A 25,191-nucleotide genomic window follows, 5' to 3' on the forward strand; every position below is an offset into this window, starting at 1 on the left:
TCCGCATATCGGCAGGACGCCGCAGGGCCGGACTAAAACTGTTCCGTGTCTATTTCCAGCTGTGATGCCGGTGCGTAGCGCTCTCCGGCAATTTGACCCGGCTGAAAAAAGGCAGAGATCGCCTGATCAAGTGCCGGGCTGATGGCCACCTGCGCCGCAGCCAGATTTTCTTGCAGGTGCCGGACATTGCAGGTGCCGGGAATCGGGATGATGTCGGGGCCCTGGTGCAGCAGCCAGGCAAGCGCCAACTGGCCAGGCGTGCATTGCAGCGTCCGGGCGTGGTCTTGAAGCCAGTGCAACAACACCTGATTACGTGAAAACGCATCTGGCTGAAACCGGGGGTGGCGGCGTCGCATATCGGTCTCGGGCAACGCGTCTGGTGAGGGCACCCCACCGGCCAGGAACCCCCGACCCAGCGGGCTGAATGCCACCATAGCGGCACCAATATCGCGGCATGCCTGCAGCACCGCAATTTCGACATTACGCGTCCAGAGCGAGTACTCGCTTTGAACGGCAGCAATCGGATGCACGGCATGGGCCCGGCGCAAGGTTTCAGCGGATACCTCGGACAGCCCCAGATAACGGATCTTGCCCGCTTGGACGAGATCGGCCAATGCGCCAACGCTGTCTTCGATAGGAACCGATTTATCCCAGCGATGCAGGTAGTAGAGATCGATGACATCGGTGCGCAAGCGCTGCAGCGAGTCTTCGCAGGTTTTACGCAGAGTCTCAGGCCGGCCATCGATACGGCGCTTGCCGTTTTCACGAAAGATCCCGCATTTGCTGGCCAGAAAGAACTGCTTGCGATGGGGGGCCAGCACCTGGCCCAGCAGCGTTTCATTAGCGCCGAAGCCGTACAAGGCTGCGGTGTCAAACAGGGTGACACCTTGTTCAAGCGCCGCAAGCAGCAAGGCTTCTGCCTGATCGGGCGCTGCGGCCGGGCCATAACCGTGACTAAGGCCCATGCATCCCAGGCCAATGGGAAATACCGGATTACCGGCGATCGTACGTGCGTCTGTCATCATGATCCGATTATCGGTGCAAGCGCCAAATGAAGTAAACCGGCAGGTAGATCTATCAGCTATAGCAATTGGCTATCGCACCTTGTTAGAGGTCTAGAATCAGCCGCGGCGTGCGCGCACGAGAGCAGCATGGGGTGAACTGATCATTGGCTGCATGTTCTTCATCTGTCAGGTAGGTGTCCCGGTGATCCGGCACACCCTCGGTGATCCCTGTCAGGCAAGTGCCGCAGATACCCTCCTCACAAGATACCGGGATAAAGACCCCCTGACGGTCGAGCGCCGAGGTGATCGACTCGTCGGCGGGAATCTGGAAGATCTCCCCCGTACTGGCCAGTTGCACTTCAAACGCAACGTCCTGATCAGTAATGACAGGACGATCGGCTTCGCCCAGCGCAAAACGCTCGACGTGCACCTGGGCATCTGGCAAGCCGGCCTGCCGCACCTGCCCACATACATAATCGATATAGCCGGCAGGCCCACACACATACACATGGGTGTCCGCCAGAGGCTGGGCAGACAGCACACCGGGGATATCCAGTGCCGTGGCAGGGTCATCATCAAAATACAGTGCCACTGCGTCGGCAGGGAACTGCTGCAGTTGATCGAGAAAGGCAGCGCGCGCCTGACTGCGGCTGCTGTAGTGCAGTTGAAAGGGCATCTTGGTGGCTTGCAGCTGGCGCGCCATGCACAGCAAAGGCGTGATGCCAATGCCACCGGCAAACAAGAGCGTGCAGGCGGCCGGAACCAGGCCGAAGTGATTTCTGGGTGCACTGATTTGCAGCAGATCACCCACCTGGACAAGATCGTGGATGGCCTGCGAACCGCCCCGCGACTGAGCCTCACGCAAGACCGCAATCTGGTAATCCGTGCAAACGGTACAGTCACTCAGCAAAGAGTATTGCCGAATCAGCCCGCCGGGCACATGCACATCCACATGGGCGCCTGGCAAAAAAGACGGAAGATCCCGGCCATCCAACGCACGGAGGCCGAGACACACAATATCCTGGGCCACCACACGTTTCTGGCTGACCTGCACGGTAATCAAGGGAGTATCCATGCCTGCCATTATCGCGCGAAAATCTCCTGGGGCAGGATCAGACCACCGGCTCGTAAGGTAAACCGACATAGTTTTCGGCGATGGTGGTAAGCCCTGCCTGTGTACTGGTGTAGTAATCCTGCTCGGCCCGCTGGATACGCTGACTGAAGGGGTCGCTGTCAAACACATGCAACAGAGATGTCATCCACCAGGAAAACCGCTCAGCCTTCCAAATACGCCGCAAACAAATTTCCGAATAACGATCCAGGCGCTCGGGGTGGCCCTCAAGACAGGCACCCCGCAAGCCGTGGTATAGGGTATAGACGTCACTGGACGCCAGATTCAGACCCTTGGCGCCAGTAGGGGGCACAATGTGTGCGGCATCCCCCACCAGAAAGAGTCGGCCAAAGCGCATGGGCTCGGCCACAAAGCTACGCAAAGGCGCGATACTTTTTTCGAACGAAGGCCCTGTCTGCAACTTGGCAGCCAGATCCGCCGGTAGGCGTGCCGACAATTCTGTCCAGAAGCGGTCGTCCGACCACTCTTCGACGTGTTCAGCCAGACTGCACTGCAGGTAATAGCGGCTACGGGTGTGAGAGCGCATGCTGCAAAGGGCAAAACCGCGTGGATTATGGATGTATACCAGCTCTTCCTCCACCGGCGGGGTGTCCGTGAGCAAGCCAAGCCAACCAAACGGATAGACGCGCTCAAACGACTGGATGCGATCGACCGGCACCGACTTGCGGGACACCCCATGAAACCCGTCACAGCCGGCGATATAGTCGCACTCCAGCGAGTGCTGTTCTCCCTGGTGCAGAAACGTCACCTTAGGCTTGCCGTCGAGAAAATCATGCAGCTGCACATCGGTGGCTTCGTAGTAGATGGGCTCACCGTTTTCCCGGCGCGCATTCATCAGATCATGCGTGACTTCCGTCTGGCCATACACCAGTACCGATTTGCCTGTTAGTGCCTTCATGTCCACGCGGTGACGCCCATCCTGAAAAGCCAGCGTAAAGCCTTCATGATCCAGGCCTTGGCGATCCATGTGTTCGGACACCCCCGCCTCGCGCATCAACTCGACAAAGCCATACTCAAGCACCCCCGCCCGCACCCGGCTCAGCACATACTCGGACGTATGCCGCTCGAGAATCACGTTATCAATGCCGCAACGGTGCAGCAATTGCCCCAGCAACAGGCCCGATGGCCCTGCCCCGATAATGGCAACCTGTGTCTTCATGATGCTCCTCCGTTTGTCTGCAACTTCTTCATGGAAGTTGCTTTTGATCTGTGAGGATTCCATCTTGACAAGTCCCTCACTGTTTTGGAATGAACTTTTCAAGCATAAAATTGCCAATATGAACTATTTTCAAGGTGCCCCGCTTTTCCAGCTATACGGGGAACAGGACAGCTGGCCACTGGCAGAAATGCTGCATTGCGAAACCATTGCGTCGCGCAGCCGCTTGCACGATTGGCATATCCGGCCCCATCACCATGCGGGTCTTTACCAGATTTTGTACCTGCACAAAGGGCGTGCCATCGTCGGCCTGGACGGCGCGCAGCATGTGCTTCAGGGGCCTGCCGCGCTGGAGATCCCTCAGGCCTTTGTGCACGGGTTTGAGTTCGACGCCCGTTGCACCGGCCATGTCATCACCATCACACATGCGCTTTTGACACGTTTGGCAGAGCAACTGGGGCCTGCGGCAACGCCGCCATCAGAGCCGGTCATCCATCGTTTTAGCCAGCAGGATCACGGCCGCTGCCTGCACGAGGCGTGCACCCAGCTGCATCTGCAGTACGGTGCCCATCAGCCTTTCAGGGATGCCTTGATACAGGCCTGGCTGACGCTGCTATATACCCGGCTGCGCAGCTCTCCAGCCGAAGGCACACGGCAACGGCAAACGCAGCGCGGCCTGCAGCACTATATACGGTTTGTAAATTTGCTCGAGCAGGCGCATTGCCAGCACCATATGGTGGCCTGGTACGCCCCGCAGCTGGGTTTAAGCACCACTCATCTGACACTGGTAACTCGGGCACATGCAGACAAAACCCCTTTGCAGATGATTCATGCCCGACTGGCACTGGCAGCCAGCCGCAGACTGGTATACACCACACTAAGCATCAGTGAAATTGCCGATGCCCTGGGCTTCTCCGAGCCCGCGCATTTCACGCGGTTTTTTCGTAAAACAGCCGGTGTGTCCCCCCGAAACTTCCGCCTGAATATCGTGCAATAACAACGCCCCCGCACATGGTGATGTACGGGGGCGCATGATACTGCTAGAAAAGCTTACTGACCTTCGAGGAAGCTCTTGAGCTTATCTGCCCGGCTGGGATGGCGCAGCTTGCGCAAAGCCTTGGCCTCTATCTGGCGAATGCGCTCGCGGGTAACATCAAACTGCTTGCCGACTTCTTCCAGGGTCTGATCGGTGCTCATCTCGATGCCGAAACGCATGCGCAGCACCTTGGCTTCGCGAGGTGTCAGGGAATCAAGCACCTCTTTGACCACATCCCGCATGGAGCCATGCAGGGCAAAGTCGGAAGGTGACACCGTACCGGTATCTTCGATGAAATCGCCCAGATGGGAGTCATCATCATCCCCTATCGGGGTTTCCATCGAGATAGGCTCTTTGGCGATTTTCAGGATCTTACGAACCTTGTCCTCGGGCATGTCCATCTTTTGTGCCAAGGTTGCGGGATCAGGCTCGGCGCCAGTTTCCTGCAAGATCTGGCGATTGATGCGGTTCATTTTGTTGATCGTCTCGATCATGTGAACCGGAATCCGGATGGTACGCGCCTGATCGGCGATTGAGCGGGTGATTGCCTGCCGAATCCACCAGGTGGCATACGTAGAAAACTTGTATCCGCGCCGATACTCGAACTTGTCGACCGCCTTCATGAGACCAATATTGCCCTCCTGGATGAGATCCAGGAACTGCAGGCCTCGATTGGTGTACTTTTTGGCGATGGAAATAACCAATCGCAGGTTAGCTTCGGTCATTTCGCGTTTGGCCTTGCGGGCCTTGGCTTCGCCGGTGGCCATGCGCTTGTTGACGTCTTTGAGGTCTTTGAGAGGCAGCACAACACTGCGCTGCAGTTCGATCAGTTTTTGCTGAACCTCCTGAACCGCGGGCGCGTGGCGCTCGAGGGTCTCGGAATACGCATACCCGCCCTGTACTTCCTGGACGACCCAATCAAGATTGGTTTCGTTGCCAGGAAACGCCTTGATGAAATGGGTGCGCGGCATGCCGGCACGGGTGACGCAGATGGCCATGGCCGCGCGCTCTTGGCGGCGAACCTCGGCTACTTGGGAGCGCAGGGCATCCGCCAGGCGCTCGACCATCTTGGCGGTAAAGCGCACGCCTGAGAGCTCGGTGTGAATGGCCTCGCGGGCTTCGACGTAAGCCGGCGAGCGGTAGCCTTCGTTTTCGAAGGCCAGACGCATTTTGTCGAACCAGGATTCGATAACGTCGAATTTCTTGAGCGCCTTGGCGCGCAGATACTCGAGCTGCTTACTGCTCATCCCGCCGGCAGGACCATCATCATCGTCGGAGGTGACACCGGAGCCTGCGTAGTCTTCGCCTTCTTCGTCGATCAGGCCATCGACCACTTCGTCGATCTGCGCCGAGCCATCACGCACCTTACGAATATGTTCAAGGATCTCATTGACGGTGGTGGGACATGCGGCAATCGCCATCACCATGTGCTTGAGGCCATCCTCGATACGCTTGGCGATTTCGATCTCGCCTTCACGGGTGAGAAGCTCGACGGTGCCCATTTCGCGCATGTACATGCGAACGGGGTCGGTGGTGCGGCCAAAATCGGAATCGACAGTGGTCAGCGCGGCCTCAGCTTCGTCCTCGACATCGTCGTCGCTGGACGCCGACGGCACGTTATCGCTCATCAGCAGGGTTTCGGCATCCGGAGCCTGGTCGTAGACCTTGATCCCCATGTCGTTGAACGTGCTGATGATGCCGTCGATTGCTTCAGCATCGACCAGATCGTCTGGCAGATGGTCGTTGATCTCGCCATAGGTAAGGTAGCCGCGCTCTTTACCCAGCTTGATCAGGATTTTCAGGCGATTGCGGCGTGCTTCTTGTTCTTCGGGCGTCATCTGGCTACGCGAGGGGCTTTCTTTTTCGCCCTTGGCACGCTTGCCGCGCTTGGGCAGCGGTTTCAGATCGGGGATGACTTCGCCATCATCCGCATCATCGTTGACGTAATCCGCATTGTCGTTATTGCCGCCCTTGGCTGGACGACCGGGCTTACGCCCGCTGGGCACCTTGGCAACACGAGCTTCGCCCGCTTTTTTGGTGGTTTTTTTAGCAACGGTTTTTGTGGCTACAGGAGTCTTGGCTGCCGCCTTGGTGGCCTTGGCTTTTGCGGGGGCTTTAGCAGCCTTTTTTGCCACTGCAGGCTCGGCCGTTACCGTTGCACTGGCCGCCTTGACCACGGAGTCGAGCTCGGTGCTCTGCGCCTTGGTTTTTTTGGCAGCTACCTTTTTGGCGGCTGCAGGGGTTTTGCCAGTTGCTTGGGTCATGTGCTCTTTCCGTTGTCAGTTCGGTTGACAGTGTTATGAAGGCGTTCAACTTATTGAAAACCATGTAGTTTACTGCAGTTAACAGGAAGATTCATCCTGTTCGCGACTTCAGCCGTGCCAACCGTCGGCTGAGGTCTTGATAGCGCTCGCGCTGGGTTTTGTCTGTCAGGCCTGTCTCTATAAGACGATCGCATTGCTCTTGCACGGATTGCAGTTCAATCTGATGCAGGGCATCCCGCCACTCGGCCCGAGGATCAGGCAACTCTTGCGCCATCAGCTCGGTACTCAGGTCCTGTATCGCACTGGCCAGATCGGATTCGGGATCCGCTGCCTCAAGCAGGGCCCCCGCGTGCCGCGCACCGCTGGTACTGGCCAATGCAATCAGTTCCCGTACCAATAGCAAATGGGGATGATGTGCCAATAATTCAAGCTGCTGGTCGCCCAGGCCCTCAACAAGCTCGGGATGTGCCAACAACAACTGCAACAGGCGCCGCGCCATCGGCGTCACGGTACGTGCCGTTGTACGCCGGGTTCGGTGCCGCTTGCCAGGCACCAGCGGAGTGCCTTGGCTCTGGGCATGCCCACTCATCCCCAGGAAGGATTCAGGATCCTGTACACGCTCCCAGCCCGTATTGAGTTCCCACCCTGCCTCCCCCGCTTGCTGCGCGGCGGCTGCATCATGCTGGCCCCAGGCCGGCTCGCCTCTGGTGCCTGGCGAAAGGCTTTCAGGCTTGCGTATCGATACAGGCTTGAGTTCTCCCGTCTGTGGCGCTGCGCCGCCTGCTTCCAGCATCTCGGCCAATTCGTCAGGCGTCAGACGCACCAATTGTGCAAACTCACGCTCCAGCTGCAGCCGGAATCCGCCGGACGGAATCTGGGCAAACAGCGGCCTGGCCTCGTGCACACACGCCGCTCTGCCCTCCACCTCGTTGAGCGAATGGCGGCTGGCAAGCTCATCAAGCATGAACCGCGACAAGGGCGAGGCTTCGTCCAGGCACGCCCGCAAAGCGGCGGCACCATACGCACGAATGTAGGAATCTGGATCTTGCCCTTCAGGCAAAAACAGAAACCGCATCGACACGTCTTCTGCCACCCAAGGCAAGCACGCCTGCAATGCACGCCACGCGGCCTTGCGGCCCGCATTGTCACCATCAAAGCTGAAGATGATCCGGTCGCTGGCCCGACACAGTTTCTGCAAATGCGCACTGGTCGTGGAGGTACCCAGAGTGGCCACCGCATTGCCCAGACCAAACTGGGCCAGCGCCACCACATCCATGTAGCCCTCAACCACCAGCACACAGCCTTCTGCACGAATGCCTGCCCGCGCCTCATGCAAGCCGTAGAGCTCATTTCCCTTGGAAAACAGCGAGGTTTCGGGTGAATTCAGATATTTGGGCTCGCCCGCCTCGATGAGACGGCCACCAAACCCAAGCAGCTGACCACGCCCGTTATGAATCGGAAACATGATCCGGCCCCGAAAACGGTCGTGCCGGCGCCCATCCTCCGCCTCGATCACCAGACCGGACTCGATCAGTGCCGGCTCTTCGTAGTGCTCGAAGACTGCCGCCAAACCGCGGCGATCAGCCGCTGCCCAGCCCAGCCCGTAGCGCGCAGCGATCTCGCCGCTTAAGCCGCGCTTTTTTAAGTACGCAACCGCCTGTGGCGCCTGCTTGAGTGCCGCCCGGTAATGCGCCTGGGCCTGCTGCAGGATGTCACGTTGACGGGAGCCCTCTTCGCGCCGCTCGCGCTCGGCTGCGCGCTGCCGGGGTGTACGGGGCTCTTCCGGCACGGTGAGCCCGACACTGGCTGCCAGCGTGCGCACGGCTTCCGGAAAGGGAGCCCCCGTATGTTCTGTCAGGAAGTGCAATGCACTGCCATGCGCACCGCAGCCGAAACAGTGATAGAACTGCTTGCTGGGGCTGACGGTAAACGAGGGTGTTTTTTCTGTGTGAAAAGGGCACAAACCCAGCAGGTTTGCGCCCCCTTTGCGCAGCTGAACATATCGGCCTACAACATCGACGATATCGACGCGCGCGAGTAGTTCCTGGATGAAGGATTCAGGAATCAATCAATAGAGTCGCGGCGGCAGTTGTTGGCTGCGGATGCGCTTGTAGTGACGCTTGACGGCAGCAGCCAGCTTGCGCTTACGCTCTGCGGTGGGCTTCTCGTAGAACTCGCGTGAGCGAAGCTCGGTGAGCAAACCGGTTTTTTCGATGGTGCGCTTAAAGCGCCGCAGGGCAGCCTCGAAGGGCTCGTTTTCTTTAAGGCGAACAATCGGCATGTAAATCCTTGGATGGCCTGTACAAAATCATGGGTGTCGGCCTGCTTGCTGCCGGTGCGCCCACGGTGAAAATTATAAAAACCAGCCCAAATTAGCTTGGTAACTGGACAGCAGAAGATTCTAGCATGGATCCATAGATGAATCCATGCCTGTGGTTGTTATTACGGATTTGGATACGCCGTACGCACGCCCTTGCGAATCCAGGACTCAAGCTGGTGTGGCCGCAGGCTGTCATAGTCTTCGAAGGGTTGATGGATCCACGGATTGGTGGGCAGCTGCTCGATAAAATAATCGGGTTGCACCTGAGCATGGCCCTTCTGCCACAATACGGCCGTGCGAAGCTCGGTAATGCCGGGAAACTGATGCAGGAGATGGTCGCGCACCCGGGTAAAGGTAAGCCCGGTGTCTACCATGTCATCAACCAGCAGCACTTTGCCATCCAGGGTGCCACGCGTAATGGTAATGAACTGGGCAATATCCAGCTGACCTTGCACCGTACCCGCAGCTTCGCGGTAGCTGCTGGTAGCCAAAATACCCAAAGGCAAATCAAAAATACGCGAAAGCACATCACCTACACGGACACCCCCTCGAGCCAGACACAGGATCTTGTCGAATGCCCAGCCAGAGTCATGCACCTGCAAAGCCAGCTGTTCGATCAAGGCGTGGTATTGCTCCCAGCTAACCCAGAGGTCGCGATCAGTGCTCGGTGGTGTACTCATGGTGTGTCCTGTTGCTTGCAAGAAGAGTGAAATCAAAAAACCGCAAGTTGCCTTGCGGTTTTGCCTGACGCATCAACCCTGGAACGGATGACGCAGCACGATGGTTTCCAGCCGGTCAGGGCCAGTGGAAACCATGTCAATGGGGACATCGCACACCTCAGCGATGCGCTCGAGGTAGCGTCGGGCATTGACCGGCAGCCTGTCGTACTCGGTGATGCCCACGGTGGATTCTGTCCAGCCGGCCATTTCCTCGAGGACGGGCTCGGCTTCGGCAGCTGCGTGCGCGCCATAGGGGAGCACGTCAAGGAACTGCCCCTTGTAGCGATAGCCCACACCAATCTTGATCTGTTCGACGCCGTCGAGCACATCCAGCTTGGTAATGCACAGGCCGGTTAAGCCGTTGATCATAACCGAGCGTTTCATGGCTGCGCCATCAAACCAGCCGCAGCGGCGCGGGCGGCCCGTAACGGAACCGAATTCTTTGCCCACCGTAGCGAGACGCAGACCTGTATCATCCAGCAGCTCTGTGGGGAATGGGCCGGAGCCCACCCGTGTGGTGTAGGCCTTGGCGATACCCAGCACATAATCCAGCGCCTGCGGGCCAACGCCCGTGCCTGCCGCCGCCGCGCCTGCAACGCAGTTGCTGCTGGTGACAAACGGGTATGTTCCGTGGTCGATATCCAGCAAAGTGCCTTGTGCGCCCTCGAAGAGCAAATTGTGCCCTGCTTTACGCGCAACATAGATATTGCTGGAGACATCGGCCACCATAGGCTCGATCTGACGGGCAAGCTCCATGACCTGATCCCGCACGGCACTGGCCTCAACCGCCTTGGCACCAAGGTATTGGGTAAGCACAAAGTTGTGATAATCCAGAACTTCGGCCAGCTTTTCATCAAACACTGCGGGATCATAGAGATCCTGGACACGCAGCGCACGACGGGCGACCTTGTCTTCGTAGGCCGGACCAATGCCACGGCCAGTGGTACCAATCTTGCCCTCGCCCTTGCGAGCCTCACGGGCCTGATCCAGTGCCACGTGGTAAGGCAGGATCAGCGGGCAGGCCGCAGAAATCTGCAGGCGGGAACGCACTTCCAGCCCGGCCGCTTCGAGTTCGGCAATCTCGCCGAGCAAGGCTTCTGGCGACAGCACAACCCCATTGCCGATGTAGCAGGTAACGTGCGGGTGCATGATTCCGGAAGGGATCAACCGAAGAATGGTTTTTTTACCATTGATCCACAAAGTGTGGCCGGCATTGTGCCCCCCTTGGAAGCGCACGACGCCCTGGGCAGACTCTGCGAGCCAATCCACAATTTTGCCCTTGCCTTCGTCACCCCATTGGGTGCCGATCACGACGATGTTCTTGCTCATAAGCCCTGACTGTGGCGACACCATGTCGCCTTGCGAAACGAATAAGTTTATACCATCAGACGGCAAGGGTTCGCAGAACCCACGCACCATCCACTAAAACCAGCTCTTGATCCACGCTGAACTCGTCGAACTGCTGGGGTTCTCCCGGCAGGCTCTGGATCACAATCTGCCCATTGCTGCGCAGCTTGGCCACCGCCTGTGCAAGCGCAGGATCATCCGACCAAGGCGCACGAACAGCCTGAGTCTGACATGCATCCGGCAGGCCTGCAGACAGCTTGCGGAGATCGAGGCTGAAGCCGGTAGCCGGCCGCGAACGCCCGAATTTCCGTCCAATGCCATCATAGCGCCCACCCCTGACAAGCGCGTCATGCCACCCGGCCGCGTAAATCGAAAACACCACCCCGGAGTGATAGCCGTAACTACCACCCATATCAGCAAGGTCGATGGCAATCGCGGCCTCTGCCAGTGCATCACACAATGTCTGCAAGGCATCCAGTGCGGCATGGATGGGAGGCAGCGCCGGCAAACACTGCCGAGCCCGCTGCACCGTCTGCAAATCACCGTACAGGGTGGTCAGCGTGCGAAGTGCCTGCCGGGTTTCCGGACGCGCACCTTGTTGGTCGCACAAGGCTTCAAGCCCTGGCACATCCTTGGCACTGAGCAGGTCGTAGATCTCGTCTGACACCTCGGCCAATGCGGGATCGGCATCCACCAACGCACGTCCCACACCAGGGTGGTTGAGGTCGAGCCGGGGTTGCTGAACACCAGCCCGGCGCACTGAAGCCAGGGCCAATTGCACGGCCTCGATATCTGACTGCACGCCAGCATGACCAAAGATCTCGGCACCAATCTGCAGCAGTTCGCGATCGGACATCAGCCCTGAAGGCCGCGCATGCACCACTGGCCCGCAATAACAAAGCCGCGTCACACCCGGGCGATTCAGAAGATGGGCATCAATACGGGAAACTTGCACGGTAATATCAGCCCGCACACCCATCGTGAGCCCGGACAGCTGATCCACCAGCTTGCAGGTACGCAGGCGCAGGCCCTCGTCATCTGCCAACATCAAGGAATCCAGGTACTCGACCATCGGCGGTGCCACCAGCTCAAAGCCGTAGGTACGATAGAGATCGAGGAGTTCGCGGCGAAGTTCTTCAATACGCCGCGCCTCGGCCGGCAGGATATCCGACAGATTTTCCGGCAACAGCCAGTTTGAAATCATGGTGTGTTTATTCCAAAATCAGATCCGGCACGAATCAACCCGGCCAGAACCCCAAAAACAGGGGGCCGAGGCCGGGTTGGCTAGTGGAATTTAATGCGCGGGGGCGGCCGGAGGCGTGCCCCGTGCGTTGTCCCAGTAGCGGAAGAAGTCTGAATCAGGGCTCAGAACCAAGGTGCTGCCGTTACCCGAGAATGCAGATCGATAAGCATCCAGGCTCTTGTAGAAGCGATAGAACTCGGGGTTCTGCCCATACGAGCGGGCGTAAATAGCCGCTGCGGTTGCATCACCCTCGCCTCGCTTGGCTTGGGATTCTGCATACGCACGCGCCAAAACCTCCTGGCGCTTGCGATCGGCTTCGGCACGGATACGCTCGCTGTCGGCTGCACCACTGGCGCGCAGACGGTTGGCTTCCTGTTTGCGTTCAGCCTCCATACGGCGATAGACAGACTCGGAGATCTCTGGCGCGAAATCAATTCGGCGCAAGCGTACGTCCACGACATCCACCCCCAGCGGCTTGGCCCTTTGAGCCACCGAATTCTGGATTTCTTTCATGATGGTGTCCCGATCGCTGGACACCACCTGCTTGACTGTCCGCACGTTAACCGCTGCGTTCAGGGCATCGCGGATCTGGGCCTGGAGACGTTCGACAGCGGCGCCGCTATTGGCCCCGAAGGTGACGTAGTAAAGGCGCGGGTCTGCAATACGCCACTTCACGAAAGAATCGATCAGCAGATTCTTTTTCTCGGCGGTCTGAATACGCTCTGGATCACGGCTTTCGATGGTCTGAAGCCGTTTGTCGAGGTAAACCACATTTTCAAAGGGTGGCGGGTATTTAAAGTAAAGGCCGGGTTCTGTGATGGTTTCTCGCACTTCGCCCAGTGCAAACAGCAGAGCCGAATCGCGTTCGCGCACCACAAACAGGCTGGACGACAAAACGGCCACTACGACAACCAGACCAACCAGGGCAGGAAAAAAACGTTGCATCAATAAGCTCCTAGTTTGAGTACGGGCTGCTCATCAGGCTGTTCAGGCCGGAAGGCACGGATCCACGGGTGGAGGATGCCGGGCTGGATGCAGCCCCCTTGCTGGAACTTGTCTGAGCGGAAGCTGCCGCACTGACAGTAGAGCTGCTGGAGGAGCTTGAGCCCGTGCCGCCGCTGCCTGAGCTGGAGGAGCCACCTTTACCCGAGCCCACCTGGTTCATGATTTTGTCGAGGGGCAAATACAGCATGTTATTGCCCACAGGTGCGTCAATCATCACCTTGGCTGTATCGCTGAGGATATCTTGCATGGTCTCAAGATAGATACGATCGCGAGTGATATCCGGCGCCTTGGTGTATTCGGTAGCAATGCTGTCAAAACGCGACGTATTACCTTGTGCTTCGCCAATCACCTTGGCGCTGTAGCCCTCGGATTCCTGGATCATTCGGGCGGCCTGGCCTTCGGCTTCAGGCAGCACCTTGCTGGCGTACGCATTACCTTCGTTGATCTGGCGTTCGCGATCCTGGCCCGCCTTCACGGCATCATCAAAGGCTGCTTGAACCTGCTCGGGCGGCTGAACGTTTTGAATGGCAACGGTTGAAATCTGGATCCCGGTTTCATAGCGATCAAGGATGCTTTGCGCCAGTTCCTGGACTTCTGTGGCAACCACGGTACGACCGGAGTACAGCACGAAGTCCATGGGCTTGCGGCCAACGATCTCACGCATCGCTGTTTCGGCGGCCTGGCGGACAGACTCGTCGGGTTGGCTGGTATTAAACAGATAGGCAGGCGCGCCATCCGCCCGCAACCGATACTGCACCACAAACTGCACATCGACGATATTTTCGTCGTTGGTCAGCATGAGGGATTCAGACAGCACCTTGTTGCGCGAAGACCCACGAAAGCCGACTTCGAATGTCCGCAGTTGGGCGATATTGACATCCTGGGAGTTTTCGATGGGTGATGGCCAGCGCCATTGCAGGCCCGGGCTGAGCGTATGCACATACTTGCCAAACCGGGTAACCACTGCCACCTGACCTTCTTGCACAATCATGAAGCCACTGGCCAACCAGAGCAAAATGGCGGCAATAATCACCAGAAGGACAAACTTGGGGGACGGCCCCGGCAACGATGGCAAGCCACCGCCCGAAGGACGGCGCGGCCCACCGCCACCACCGCGGCGACCAAACAGCCCAGACAGGCGTTTATTAAAATCACGCCAGACTTCATCCAGATCGGGTGGACCACCCGCCGAATTAGGTTTTTCTGGTGGGGTATTATCCTGATTTTGCTGACCGCGCCCCCAGCCCGGATCATTCAGGTTGAACAGTTTCATTCCACGCATTGTTTCCCGTTGACCCCCCAAACTCGGCAACAGATTGCCGTAAACCATCCAGTCCGCTGCGGTGCAGCGCACTGACAAAGACTCGCGCAATCGTACCATGTTCGTTTCTTTCGACTCGCGGTTCGTATCCCGCAGCATCGATTTTGTTGTAAACCAAAATCTGCGGAATATCATCCGCACCAATATCTTTTAAAACCTTGTTTACCTCAAATGCCTGCTCGTCACGTTGCGGGCTGGCGGCGTCGATAACGTGCAGCAATAAATCAGCATGCACGGTTTCTTCGAGTGTTGCCCGAAACGCCGCGATCAGGGTTGGAGGCAAAGAACGAATAAATCCAACCGTATCAGACACCACAACCTGGCCTGCACCTTCAATCCAGACTTTGCGAGTAGTGGTATCCAGTGTCGCAAACAATTGATCTGCCGCATAGGCATCCGCCCGCGTCAGGGCATTGAACAAGGTGGATTTTCCTGCATTGGTATAACCCACCAGGGATATTGACAATGTTTGCCCACGCTGACGCGCCCGCCGCTGGGTCAGGCGTTGGCGCTGGACACGCTCGAGGCGGTCTCGCAAAGCCCGCACACGCGATCCAATCAGGCGCCGGTCGGTTTCGAGTTGAGACTCACCCGGCCCGCGCACCCCGATGCCGCCGCTCTGGCGTTCGAGGTGAGTCCACATGCGGGTAAGGCGGGTAGACAAATGCTGGAGCTGGGCGAGTTCAACTTGCAGCTTGCCCTCGTGACTATGGGCACGTAGCGCAAAAATATCCAGAATCAGGGCGACGCGGTCTACGACCCGAACCTCGAAGTGGCGCTCGAGGTTGCGCTGCTGGGCTGGGCTGAGAGGCTGGTCGAACAAAACGACCTCGGCACCCGTTGCCTTGACCAAAGCAGCGGCTTCTTCGATTTTTCCGGAGCCAATGAAGCCTGCAGCATCCGGCCGGCTACGCCGCACCGACAGTACCTCGGCGATCTCTGCGCCTGCCCCGCGTGCGAGCATCAGGAATTCTTCAGCATGCGCCGTGTAGTCGGACTCACCGAGATCGACACTGATGACCAGCGCGATCATGCACGCCCCCAGGCAGCGGACTGGATGGCCGCGCCCGCCCGTACCTCAAAACGAAGACCCGCCGATGCTACAGGCACGGCGGGCTGAAAAGCAGTGTGTTTTCTCTGGGAGTTATTCAGCAGAGTCGTCCACCTGAAAAGAAACCGGCCGGGCTGGAACCACGGTAGAAATCGCATGCTTGTACACCATCTGCGTGACGGTATTACGCAACAACACAACATACTGATCGAAGGATTCGACCTGGCCCTGCAGCTTGATGCCATTGACCAGATAGATAGAGACAGGAATGTGGTCCTTGCGCAAGGCATTGAGGAATGGGTCTTGAAGAATTTGCCCTTTATTGCTCATGGACGGGGGCTCCGGTTATTGAAGTTATGATTAGGATGCTCTGTGTCGCCCGCAGGGGCATGGCAGAGCGGTCCGGCCGTGTATTTTAATGCCAATCGTGCACTGCAGCACGCTTGCGTGGCGCACTAAAGAAATGCCAGCGGGTCAATCTGCTAGAACACTCTTGAGCGTATCACACAAGCGCTGGCATTGTTCTGGTGTCCCCACGGTAATGCGCAGGTAATCGTCGATCCGCGGTGCCTGAAAATGTCGCACCAAAATGCCGTGATCTCGCAAACGACGTGCAATCACGACAGCGTCCTGGCTGCGATGCCGTGCAAACACAAAGTTTGTGCTGGATGGCAAAACACTGAAGCCCAAGGTTTGCAGATCTGCCGAGAGCTTTTCACGCGACTGCATAACCGCCTGGCAGGTTTGCTCGAACCAGGCCTCGTCTTCGATGGCTGCCTGGGCGCCTGCCAGGGCCACCTGATCAAGCGGATACGAGTTGAAACTATCCTTTACCCGCAGCAGTCCGTCGATGAGCTCGGTGGACGCCAAGGCATACCCAACTCTCAAGCCGGCCAAAGAGCGTGATTTTGACAAAGTGTGAACCACCACCAGATTGGGATAACGCTCCAGCAGGGAAGCGGCAGACTCTGCCCCAAAATCCACATAGGCCTCGTCGATCACCACGACGCAATCCGGCCGTGTCTGTGCAATGGCGGCAATCGATCCGAGATCCAGGGCACACCCGGTGGGCGCATTCGGGTTGGCAAAGATAATCCCGGCAGGTTCCTGGTCTGTGTCTCCGGTGTAATCCCCAATCCGCAGCGTAAAGTCGTCTGCCAGCGGGATCAGCCGATGGGGCACATTGTAAAACCGGCAATAGGTACGATAAAAGCTGTAAGTGACATCGGGCAGCCAGAGCGCACGCTCACCGCGCCTGAAAAACGCGTTAAACACATGCGCCAGGATCTCGTCGGAACCATTGCCCAAAAACACCTGATCAGGCTCAAGCCGGAAACGGCGAGCCACCGCCCGACGCAATCCCAGCGCCTGATAATCGGGGTAAAGGCGGAGATCATCAGAGATGGCCGCCTGCATGGCAGCCAAGGCCTTGGGTGAAGGCCCATATGGGTTTTCGTTGGTATTGAGCTTTAGCAAATTGGGGATGCGCGCCTGCTCGCCCGGAACATACGGCACCAACCCTGCGACGTGGTCACTCCAGAGGGCACTCACGACTCTGCGTCCTTAAGGTAGGGGTTGTGAGAAGACTTGAACTCGACACTGAGCGGCGTACCCAAAAGCTTGAAGGCATCGCGAAACTGCCCCTCGAGGTAGCGCCGATAGGAATCCGGCACAGCATCCAGTGCATTGCCATGGATGATGATGCGTGGCGGGTTTTGGCCGCCCTGGTGGGCATAGCGCATCTTGGGCCGGAAAATACCTTTGCGTGGAGGCGGCTGCTGTTCGACGGCCGCTTGCAAAATACGCGTCAGTTTGGGCGTGGACAGCTTGGCAAACGCTGCGGCATGTGCCGCCTCGACAGCTTTGAGCACTGCGCTGACACCCTGCCCTTTGAGCGCCGACATATGCACAACCCGCGCAAACGACAGAAAGCGCAATTTGCGATCGTACTCGCGCTGCACCCACTCTCGTTGCTCTTGGGTAACTGCATCCCACTTGTTTAGACCCACCACCAGTGCCCGGCCCGCTTCAAGGGCAAAGCCGGCAATGTGGGCGTCTTGGTCTGACACCCCATCTTGCGCATCGATCAGCAGCAACACCACGTTGGCTGCCTCAATGGCCTGAAGCGTTTTGATGACCGAGAATTTTTCGACCGTTTCAAAGACCTTGCCCCGCCGGCGCAAACCGGCTGTATCGATCAGGGTATAGCGCCGCTCGCCGCGCTGGAACTCGATCTCGATGGCGTCCCGGGTAGTGCCGGGGAGATCATAGGCAATGACCCGCTCTTCTCCGACCAAAGTATTGATGAGCGTAGACTTGCCAACATTTGGCCGCCCGGCAATCGCCAGCTTGATCCGGTGATCAGGCGCCTTTGCAGCACCCTCTGCCGCATGGTCAGCCTCGCTGCTTTCATCATCGACAGGCTTGGAGACGACCAACAAAGGTGCCAATGCATCATCTACCAGTGCAGACACGCCATCGCCATGCGCGGCAGAGATGGCATGCGGCTCGCCCAGGCCCAGCTCATGAAACTGGGCGAGATCAGCGTGATCTCGCATACCTTCGGCTTTATTGACAGTCAGCAATACGCGTTGCCCCGACTTGCGCAACAGCCGTGCAATTTCGTGATCGTGGGCATTGATGCCTTCACGACCATCCACCAGGAACAACACGACATCGGACTCGGCAATGGCTTGCGTTGTCTGGCGCGCCATTTCCACCAGAATCCCCCGTGTTGAGACGGGTTCAAACCCCCCGGTATCCACCACGATGAAGGGCTGATCCCCCATCCTGCCCTCGCCATAATGGCGATCACGGGTAAGACCGGAAATATTGGCTACCAAGGCCGCGCGCGACCGCGTCAGGCGATTGAAGAGCGTTGATTTGCCCACGTTGGTGCGCCCCACAAGGGCCACCACAGGCTTGAATCGGAGGTCAGTCACTGACACCTACCAGGGAGAGATTGCCACTATTTGTCTGAACCAAAACCCCACGTGGGGTGGCCAGCAAAGCGGACTGGATGGGGTCGCTACCTATCTGGGTGCGCGCCAGCAAGGCGCCATCGGTGCGCGACAGGAAATGCAGATAACCCTGGTAGTCGCCAACCACCACCACATTCTTGATAACAGCCGGCGCAGACAAGCGGCGGTTAAGCAACGCTGCCTGCTTCCAGTATTCGTGACCGTCTTTCAGGTCAAGGGCATGAACGCGGTCGCGCAGATCGGGTAGATAAATCCGCTGTCCGTCGGTAACCATCCCGGTGGCCGACGAAATATCTTGCGACCAGACGGCGCGCCCCCCCTGTGAGACGTCGAAGCAGGTGATACGGCCCTGATAGCTTACGCCGCACAAAAGCGGACCAATGGTAATCGGCTGACCAACCACATCGCTGATGCGCTCGAGATCGGAGGCCCCCCGGGAAGCAGCAACGGTGCCTTCCCAGCGCACGGCACCAGAGGCCGTATCAATTACCAACAAACGGCCGTTGGGCATACCGGCGATCAGCAGATTGGGTGCCACAGCCATCCGGATGCTGGTGCGCAAAGCCAGTGCAGGGCCCGGACGCTGGATGTTCCAGCGCAATTTCCCCGAGGCCGCATCAAAAGCCTGTATGCGGTAATCCGTGGTGCGGACGGCCACAATCCCGTTGCCTACAGCGGGTGGCACATTAACCGCACTGGCAGCCTGGCTGCGCCAGCGCTCGTGGCCGGTGGCATCATAGGCCACCACAACCCCCTCACGGGTAACCACAGCCGTTGTGTCGCCATCGCTACCCACGCCTGCTTGCAAGGGCTTGTCGTCGACACGCCAGCGTACCGCGCCACTGGCAAGATCAAGCGCAACAACAGAGCCAGACGGCGTTGCTGCATAGGCGGTATCGCCCACTACCTGCGGAGCAAAGCCGTAGTCGCCGCCGCTGCCAATAGAGGTGGACCACCGTGTACTCACTGACAGTGATGGGGTGTACTCGGTGAGTTCGGCCGGATCAAACCGGGCGTCGTGGCTGGAAAACAGACCACAACCGGACAGGCCCACAGCCGCGATGCTGATGACAGCTGCACGAAACAGACGGACAGGGATACGCATGGGGCTCAGGCTCCGTTGGTGGTATCGATTTTGAGCTGGACAATCTGGGCGGCAGGATCGGCACCAAACATCTTAAGTGCCTGGTTCCAGGCCTCAACGGCCTGCTTTGTGTCTCCTTGGGCGGCATAGATGTCACCCCGGCGATCTGCGTACAAGCCTTCAAAGCCTGCAGGAATGTCTCCCTTGAGCTGATCTTGTGCGGCCGCATACTGCTTCTGGGCCAGTAAAACGCCAGCTAGGCGCAAACGCGCCACTGCCTGGAGTGCAGGCGCAGAGTGATCCTGAGCCAGCCACTGCAGTTGCTCTCGTGCGCCGTCGAGGTCTTTGCGTTCTTGCAAGGCCCAGGCAGCGACCAAAACACCGCGGGCTGCATAACCTGAGCTGGCATAATCGTCTCGTAATGCTGCGCTGGCCGCCTTGATGCGCACCACAGAGTCCTCACCCGGCTGGCTGGCCGCTGTGGTGAGCGCTTCGTAGTAACCCATGGCCTGGCCGGCCTGATGGCCGCTATACCATTGCCAGCCGCGCCAGCCTGCAAAGGCTGCCAATACGGCCAGCACCAGCACCATCAAGAAGGTGCCGTAACGCTCCCACCATGCTTTCAGGGCGTCGATTTTTTCCTGTTCTTCGAGATCGTATGCCATGCCTGTCGTTAGATCCTTTGCTTGAGATAATCAACCAGTTGAGCAAACGCGACTGATTCTTGTTGTGTCGGGGTGTCGTCTTGCCGGGCCCGCAACCATTTGACCGTTGCACATCCCGAAGAGAGTTCATCTTCCCCAACAATAATTGCCACAGCAGCACCGCTGGCATCCGCCCGGCGAAACTGCGATTTAAACCCAGTGGAGCCTGCGTGAACAAGTACCTGTAACCCGGCATCCCGCAAGGCTTCTGCCAAACGCACCACCTGCCGCTGGCCGGCATCCCCCTGATGCACCATGTACACCTGACATTCGGCACTGGTCTCCTGGGGGGCATCCTGCTGCCAGAGATCCAGCAAACGTTCCATACCGATTGCGAAGCCCACGGCCGGTGCAGGCTTGCCGCCCAGCAGCTCGATGAGGCCATCATAGCGCCCACCGCCGCATACGGTACCTTGGGCACCCAGGCGGTCGGTGACCCACTCGAAAACAGTGAGGTTGTAGTAGTCCAGCCCGCGAACCAGCCGCGGGTTTAATGTATAGGAAATACCGGCATCGTCCAGCCGGGCACACAATCCGGCGTAATGCGCACGAGACTCTGGTCCGAGAAAATCGAACAAGCGCGGTGCGGCATTGGCCATCTCCTGCATAGCGGGATTTTTGGTATCCAGCACCCTGAGCGGGTTGCTGTGCATGCGGCGACGGGCCTCTTCGTCCAGCACGTCGATGTGGCGCTCCAGGTGCTCAATCAAGGCCGCCCGGTGCGCTGCTCTCTCGGTGGCCTGGCCAAGCGAATTGAGCTCGAGCCGGATATCGTTTAACCCCAGCATGCGCCACAGGCGCGCCAGCATGATGATCAGTTCAGCATCGACATCGGGCCCGGAAAACCCCAGGGCTTCAACGTCGATTTGGTGGAACTGCCGGTAGCGCCCACGTTGAGGCCTTTCGTGGCGAAACACGGGCCCCATGGCGTAAATGCGCCGCGGACGGTCGTACAAAAAATTGTGTTCGATAGCGGAGCGCACAACCCCTGCCGTAAACTCCGGGCGCATGGTCAGCCGCTCGTCGTTTAGCGGGTCGACAAAAGAGTACATTTCTTTTTCGACAATATCCGTGACTTCACCGATGCCACGGGTAAACAGCCGGGTATGCTCTAGTATCGGCGTACGCATGTTTTGGTAGCCATACGCGGCCAGCCACTGTCGCACCAGCGCTTCAAGCTGCTGCCAACGAGAGGACTCGGGCGGCAAAGTATCTTTCATGCCGGTCAGGCCGGCGAGTTTCTTGAATTCGGACATGCATCAACCTGCCTGACGCGGCACAACACCGGGACGATGAGCTGAGGCGTCCGAGGCCTGCTGCTGTCCATAGCGTGTGGCCACATAGTCTTCCACTATTTGTTTGAATTCTTGCGCAATGGCATCGCCCTTGAGCGTGACCGTACGCTTGCCATCGACATATACAGGAGCAGCCGGCACCTCTCCGGTACCTGGCAGGCTGATGCCGATATCCGCGTGCCGGCTTTCGCCAGGGCCATTGACGACACACCCCATTACCGCGACATTCATGGTTTCTACGCCCGGATAGCGGCTTTTCCAGACAGGCATCTGGGTACGCAGGTAATCCTGAATACTGGCAGCAAGCTCTTGGAAAACCGTGCTGCTGGTTCGGCCGCATCCGGGACACGCCACCACCATTGGGGTAAAGGCCCGCAAGCCCATGGTTTGCAAAATTTCTTGCGCCACGATGACTTCGCGGCAGCGGTCGCCGCCAGGCTCGGGGGTAAGGGAAATACGGATCGTGTCGCCGATACCCTGTTGCAAAAGCACAGCCAGCGCAGCGGTAGAGGCGACAACCCCCTTGGAGCCCATTCCTGCTTCGGTGAGGCCCAGATGCAGGGGGTAATCGCAGCGTTTCGACAGATCCTGGTAGACGGCGATCAGATCCTGGACATGGCTGACCTTGCACGACAGGACAATGGCGTTACCCGGCAGACCGAGTTGCTCTGCGCGCTGCGCATTGCTGATAGCCGAGACGACCAGCGCCTCACGCATCACCGCATTGGCTGTCCAGGGGTCAGGGCGCGCCGCGTTTTCGTCCATCATTCGCGCCAGCAGCTCGTGATCCAGGCTGCCCCAGTTGACTCCTATCCGGATGGGCTTTTCGTAGCGGCAGGCAACTTCGATCATTTGAGCGAAATTGTCATCACGCCGCTTTCCACCCCCCATGTTGCCGGGATTGATACGGTATTTGGACAGTGCCTGAGCGCAATCGGGAAACTGGGTAAGCAGCTTGTGCCCGTTATAGTGAAAATCGCCCACCAGCGGGACAGGCACATTCATGCCATCCAAGTGATTGCGTAATGCCGCCACCTGGGTGGCGGCTTCGGGCGTATTGACAGTAACACGCACGAGCTCGGATCCTGCTTGCCAGAGCTCGCGCACTTGCCTGGCTGTTGCCAGCGGATCTGCAGTGTCGGTGTTGGTCATGGACTGCACCACCACCGGGGCATCCCCGCCCACCTGAACCACATGATCACCCCAACGTACCGCAACACCTCGTGTTGGGCGACGTGAAGCGACCGAGGGTTCGGTGCCTGAAGATTCTGAATTCATGGACGCAAGGCCTTCAACCAATCAAAAATCAGCCATTGATCGGGTACCCATCCTCGATTGATGGCATACCAACCAACCACTACCAGCAAAATCAAAAGCAAGAAAAGCCATGCCCACGTACGGTGCGCCGGCTCGCCCCGCGGGACGATATCGGCCTGTTGCAGCACACGGCGGGTACCTTGTTGGCCAACGACCGGGTGCGGCCGGGTAGAGCCGACTTCATCATCCAGCAAACCCAGCACCGCATCGGTGTCAGCCCCAAGGAAACGCGCGTAATTACGCACCAGACCGCGCAAGGGCACTCCGGACGGCAATCGCGCCCAATCGCCGGCTTCAAGATACCCCAGCTGTACAGCCGAGTATTTTATACGCGCCGAAACCTCGGACAGACCAAGCCCCTTTGCCTCGCGCAACTGGCGAAGTGCAGTACCGGCAGACAGGAGGTCGGCAGATTCTGCCTGACCAGAAAGCTCGGGCAGATCGCGTTGTGATTCGCTCATCCATGCTCCTTTTTACGTATGACGATGCGGGCGCGATCTGGCAGGCGCTCGTTTATGCGGGTTCGATCCTTGACCTCACCCGCCAGCTGGCCACACGCGGCATCAATATCATCACCGCGGGTTTTACGCACAGTAACCACCAGCCCTGCATCTGTCAGCTGCTGGGCAAACAGACGGATGCGGGCGGTTGGCGAACGTTTCAGGCCGGACTGCGGGAAAGGGTTGAACGGGATCAGGTTGAATTTGCAGCGGATATTACGGGCCAGCTGGATGAGTTCTCGCGCCTGTTCATCAGCATCATTTACGCCGTCAAGCATGATGTACTCGAAGGTAATGAAATCACGTGGTGCGTAATCAAGATACCGGTTGCAGGCATCAAGCAATTGTGCCAAAGGATACTTGCGGTTCAACGGCACCAGGCGATCCCGCAGGGTATCGTTGGGCGCATGCAATGACACGGCCAGCGCAACCGGGCAATCCTGGGCGAGACGATCGATCATGGGCACCACGCCCGACGTAGACACTGTGACCCGACGGCGCGACAGCCCATAGGCGTGGTCGCTGACCATCAGGCGCAGGGCACCCAGCACCTGATCGTAGTTCAGCAGAGGCTCGCCCATCCCCATCATGACCACATTGCTGACGGCGCGCCGGGCGTCTTCGGCCGGGCCGTTAAGCCGCGCAGCTTGGGGGTCTTCGTAGAGGGCACGATTGGCGTACCACAGCTGCCCGATGATCTCTGCGGTGCTGAGGTTGCGGCTGAACCCCTGATAGCCAGTGGAACAAAACGGGCACGCAACAGTGCAACCAGCTTGGCTGGAGATGCACAGGGTGCCGCGGTCGTCCTCGGGAATAAAAACGGTTTCGATGGCATTTCCCGCGCCCATATCGAAAAGCCACTTGCGTGTGCCATCGGCAGAACGCTTTTCGATGTTGAGCGGTGGAGCCTTGACTACACAGTGGGCGTCCAGCTGACTGCGAAACTCTTTGGCCAGATCACTCATGTCGGAGAATTGGTCGACACCCCGCTGATGCACCCACTGGGATAACTGACGGGCACGAAAAGGCTTGCCGCCCCATTGGGCAACCAGGGATTCCAGGCCTGCAGGATCCAGGCCCAGAACATTGACGGTGTCTGATGTCGACATGAACAATTAACCAGTAAAAACCAGGGCCCCGGAACCCCGGGGCCACTTAGCCGAAATTAACGACTAAAAACGTTGCTTTGCGGGAAAAAGAAGGCGATCTCGACCGCAGCGGTCTCGGACGCGTCAGAGCCATGCACGGCATTGGCATCGATGCTGTCTGCAAAATCAGCACGGATGGTACCGGCAGCGGCCTTTTTGGGATCGGTAGCGCCCATGAGGTCGCGATTTTTGGTGATGGCGGATTCGCCTTCAAGCACTTGCACAAACACGGGCCCCGAGACCATGAAGTCGACAAGATCCTTGAAGAAGGGGCGCTCTTTGTGCACAGCGTAAAAGCGTTCGGCTTCGTCACGCGAAAGCTGCTGCAAACGAGCTGCCACGACCTTCAGGCCAGCCTGCTCGAAGCGGGCCACGATCTGGCCAATGACGTTTTTGGCGACGGCGTCGGGCTTGATAATGGAAAGGGTGCGTTCAATAGCCATGGAGCGTATTCCGGTGGAGTCGGGGAAAAGAGTTTCCCGGTGAAAAGGTAGAATGAATCCCGTTGTGCTGACTGTCCCCTAGATGCGGGGCAGTACGCGCCAACAGTTAACCGTGCATTTT

Annotated in this window: 23 protein-coding genes; 1 reads left to right on the forward strand and 22 read right to left on the reverse strand. The window is 58.4% G+C overall.

Going from position 1 to position 25,191, the window contains the following annotated elements:
• Positions 1–32: 32 nt before the first annotated feature.
• The 3 genes from WA928_RS00945 to pobA all read right to left on the reverse strand — a co-directional run bounded on the left by WA928_RS00945 (position 33) and on the right by pobA (position 3,295).
• Positions 33–1,025, reverse strand: coding sequence for an aldo/keto reductase (locus WA928_RS00945; protein WP_424298400.1), 993 nt, complete (start codon positions 1,023–1,025; stop codon positions 33–35).
• An 82-nt stretch (positions 1,026–1,107) separates the two neighbouring features.
• Positions 1,108–2,079, reverse strand: a complete 972-nt coding sequence (locus tag WA928_RS00950) for a PDR/VanB family oxidoreductase (RefSeq protein ID WP_424298403.1) — start codon at positions 2,077–2,079, stop codon at positions 1,108–1,110.
• Positions 2,080–2,116: 37 nt separating this feature from the next.
• Positions 2,117–3,295, reverse strand: coding sequence for a 4-hydroxybenzoate 3-monooxygenase (pobA, locus tag WA928_RS00955; protein ID WP_424298406.1), 1,179 nt, complete (start codon positions 3,293–3,295; stop codon positions 2,117–2,119).
• Between the two features lie 118 nt (positions 3,296–3,413).
• On the opposite strand from pobA, the gene WA928_RS00960 reads away from it, so the two are divergent.
• The gene (locus tag WA928_RS00960; protein ID WP_424298409.1) at positions 3,414–4,289 is read left to right on the forward strand and encodes a helix-turn-helix domain-containing protein; all 876 of its coding nucleotides are present in this window, start codon (positions 3,414–3,416) and stop codon (positions 4,287–4,289) included.
• A gap of 53 nt (positions 4,290–4,342) precedes the next feature.
• On the opposite strand, the gene rpoD is transcribed toward WA928_RS00960, so the two are convergent.
• From rpoD to ndk, 19 genes are all read right to left on the reverse strand, one after another.
• Positions 4,343–6,592, reverse strand: coding sequence for an RNA polymerase sigma factor RpoD (gene rpoD / locus WA928_RS00965; protein WP_424298412.1), 2,250 nt, complete (start codon positions 6,590–6,592; stop codon positions 4,343–4,345).
• Between the two features lie 91 nt (positions 6,593–6,683).
• Entirely contained in the window at positions 6,684–8,660 is a 1,977-nt protein-coding gene (gene dnaG, locus WA928_RS00970) for a DNA primase (protein WP_424298415.1), read from the reverse strand.
• On the reverse strand, positions 8,661–8,873 hold the full coding sequence (rpsU, locus tag WA928_RS00975) for a 30S ribosomal protein S21 (RefSeq protein WP_298015764.1): 213 nt from the start codon (positions 8,871–8,873) through the stop codon (positions 8,661–8,663).
• 161 nt (positions 8,874–9,034) lie between these two features.
• The gene (locus WA928_RS00980; protein ID WP_424298418.1) at positions 9,035–9,592 is read right to left on the reverse strand and encodes a phosphoribosyltransferase; all 558 of its coding nucleotides are present in this window, start codon (positions 9,590–9,592) and stop codon (positions 9,035–9,037) included.
• Between the two features lie 72 nt (positions 9,593–9,664).
• Positions 9,665–10,960 carry an adenylosuccinate synthase gene (locus WA928_RS00985; protein WP_424298421.1) on the reverse strand — a complete coding sequence of 432 codons (1,296 nt, stop codon included), beginning with the start codon at positions 10,958–10,960 and terminating at the stop codon, positions 9,665–9,667.
• 55 nt (positions 10,961–11,015) lie between these two features.
• Positions 11,016–12,179: an ATP phosphoribosyltransferase regulatory subunit gene (locus WA928_RS00990; protein ID WP_424298524.1), complete on the reverse strand. Its 1,164-nt coding sequence runs from the start codon at positions 12,177–12,179 to the stop codon at positions 11,016–11,018.
• Positions 12,180–12,272: 93 nt separating this feature from the next.
• Positions 12,273–13,166 (reverse strand): protease modulator HflC, encoded by an 894-nt coding sequence (gene hflC / locus WA928_RS00995; protein ID WP_424298424.1) that lies wholly within the window; start codon positions 13,164–13,166, stop codon positions 12,273–12,275.
• A 10-nt stretch (positions 13,167–13,176) separates the two neighbouring features.
• The gene (hflK, locus tag WA928_RS01000; RefSeq protein WP_424298427.1) at positions 13,177–14,499 is read right to left on the reverse strand and encodes an FtsH protease activity modulator HflK; all 1,323 of its coding nucleotides are present in this window, start codon (positions 14,497–14,499) and stop codon (positions 13,177–13,179) included.
• Complete coding sequence (gene hflX / locus WA928_RS01005) at positions 14,477–15,580, reverse strand: GTPase HflX (protein ID WP_424298430.1); 1,104 nt, start codon at positions 15,578–15,580, stop codon at positions 14,477–14,479. The genes hflK and hflX overlap by 23 nt, the downstream gene beginning before the upstream one ends.
• A gap of 111 nt (positions 15,581–15,691) precedes the next feature.
• Positions 15,692–15,928: an RNA chaperone Hfq gene (gene hfq / locus WA928_RS01010; protein ID WP_350383256.1), complete on the reverse strand. Its 237-nt coding sequence runs from the start codon at positions 15,926–15,928 to the stop codon at positions 15,692–15,694.
• Between the two features lie 144 nt (positions 15,929–16,072).
• Positions 16,073–17,149 carry a histidinol-phosphate transaminase gene (hisC, locus tag WA928_RS01015; RefSeq protein ID WP_424298434.1) on the reverse strand — a complete coding sequence of 359 codons (1,077 nt, stop codon included), beginning with the start codon at positions 17,147–17,149 and terminating at the stop codon, positions 16,073–16,075.
• The gene (gene der, locus WA928_RS01020; protein ID WP_424298437.1) at positions 17,146–18,540 is read right to left on the reverse strand and encodes a ribosome biogenesis GTPase Der; all 1,395 of its coding nucleotides are present in this window, start codon (positions 18,538–18,540) and stop codon (positions 17,146–17,148) included. The genes hisC and der overlap by 4 nt, the downstream gene beginning before the upstream one ends.
• Positions 18,533–19,684 (reverse strand): outer membrane protein assembly factor BamB, encoded by a 1,152-nt coding sequence (gene bamB, locus WA928_RS01025; RefSeq protein WP_424298440.1) that lies wholly within the window; start codon positions 19,682–19,684, stop codon positions 18,533–18,535. The genes der and bamB overlap by 8 nt, the downstream gene beginning before the upstream one ends.
• Before the next feature lie 5 nt (positions 19,685–19,689).
• Positions 19,690–20,328, reverse strand: coding sequence for a YfgM family protein (locus tag WA928_RS01030; protein ID WP_424298443.1), 639 nt, complete (start codon positions 20,326–20,328; stop codon positions 19,690–19,692).
• A gap of 8 nt (positions 20,329–20,336) precedes the next feature.
• Complete coding sequence (gene hisS, locus WA928_RS01035) at positions 20,337–21,623, reverse strand: histidine--tRNA ligase (protein WP_424298446.1); 1,287 nt, start codon at positions 21,621–21,623, stop codon at positions 20,337–20,339.
• A 3-nt stretch (positions 21,624–21,626) separates the two neighbouring features.
• Positions 21,627–22,940, reverse strand: a complete 1,314-nt coding sequence (gene ispG / locus WA928_RS01040) for a flavodoxin-dependent (E)-4-hydroxy-3-methylbut-2-enyl-diphosphate synthase (RefSeq protein ID WP_424298449.1) — start codon at positions 22,938–22,940, stop codon at positions 21,627–21,629.
• Complete coding sequence (locus WA928_RS01045) at positions 22,937–23,440, reverse strand: helix-turn-helix domain-containing protein (protein WP_424298452.1); 504 nt, start codon at positions 23,438–23,440, stop codon at positions 22,937–22,939. The genes ispG and WA928_RS01045 overlap by 4 nt, the downstream gene beginning before the upstream one ends.
• Complete coding sequence (gene rlmN, locus WA928_RS01050; RefSeq protein WP_424298455.1) at positions 23,437–24,588, reverse strand: 23S rRNA (adenine(2503)-C(2))-methyltransferase RlmN; 1,152 nt, start codon at positions 24,586–24,588, stop codon at positions 23,437–23,439. The genes WA928_RS01045 and rlmN overlap by 4 nt, the downstream gene beginning before the upstream one ends.
• A 56-nt stretch (positions 24,589–24,644) precedes the next feature.
• Positions 24,645–25,070: a nucleoside-diphosphate kinase gene (ndk, locus tag WA928_RS01055; RefSeq protein ID WP_424298458.1), complete on the reverse strand. Its 426-nt coding sequence runs from the start codon at positions 25,068–25,070 to the stop codon at positions 24,645–24,647.
• Positions 25,071–25,191: the final 121 nt, after the last annotated feature.

It is taken from the genome of Castellaniella sp., from assembly GCF_049651205.1.
In the GTDB taxonomy this organism is placed as follows: Bacteria; Pseudomonadota; Gammaproteobacteria; order Burkholderiales; family Burkholderiaceae_B; genus Castellaniella.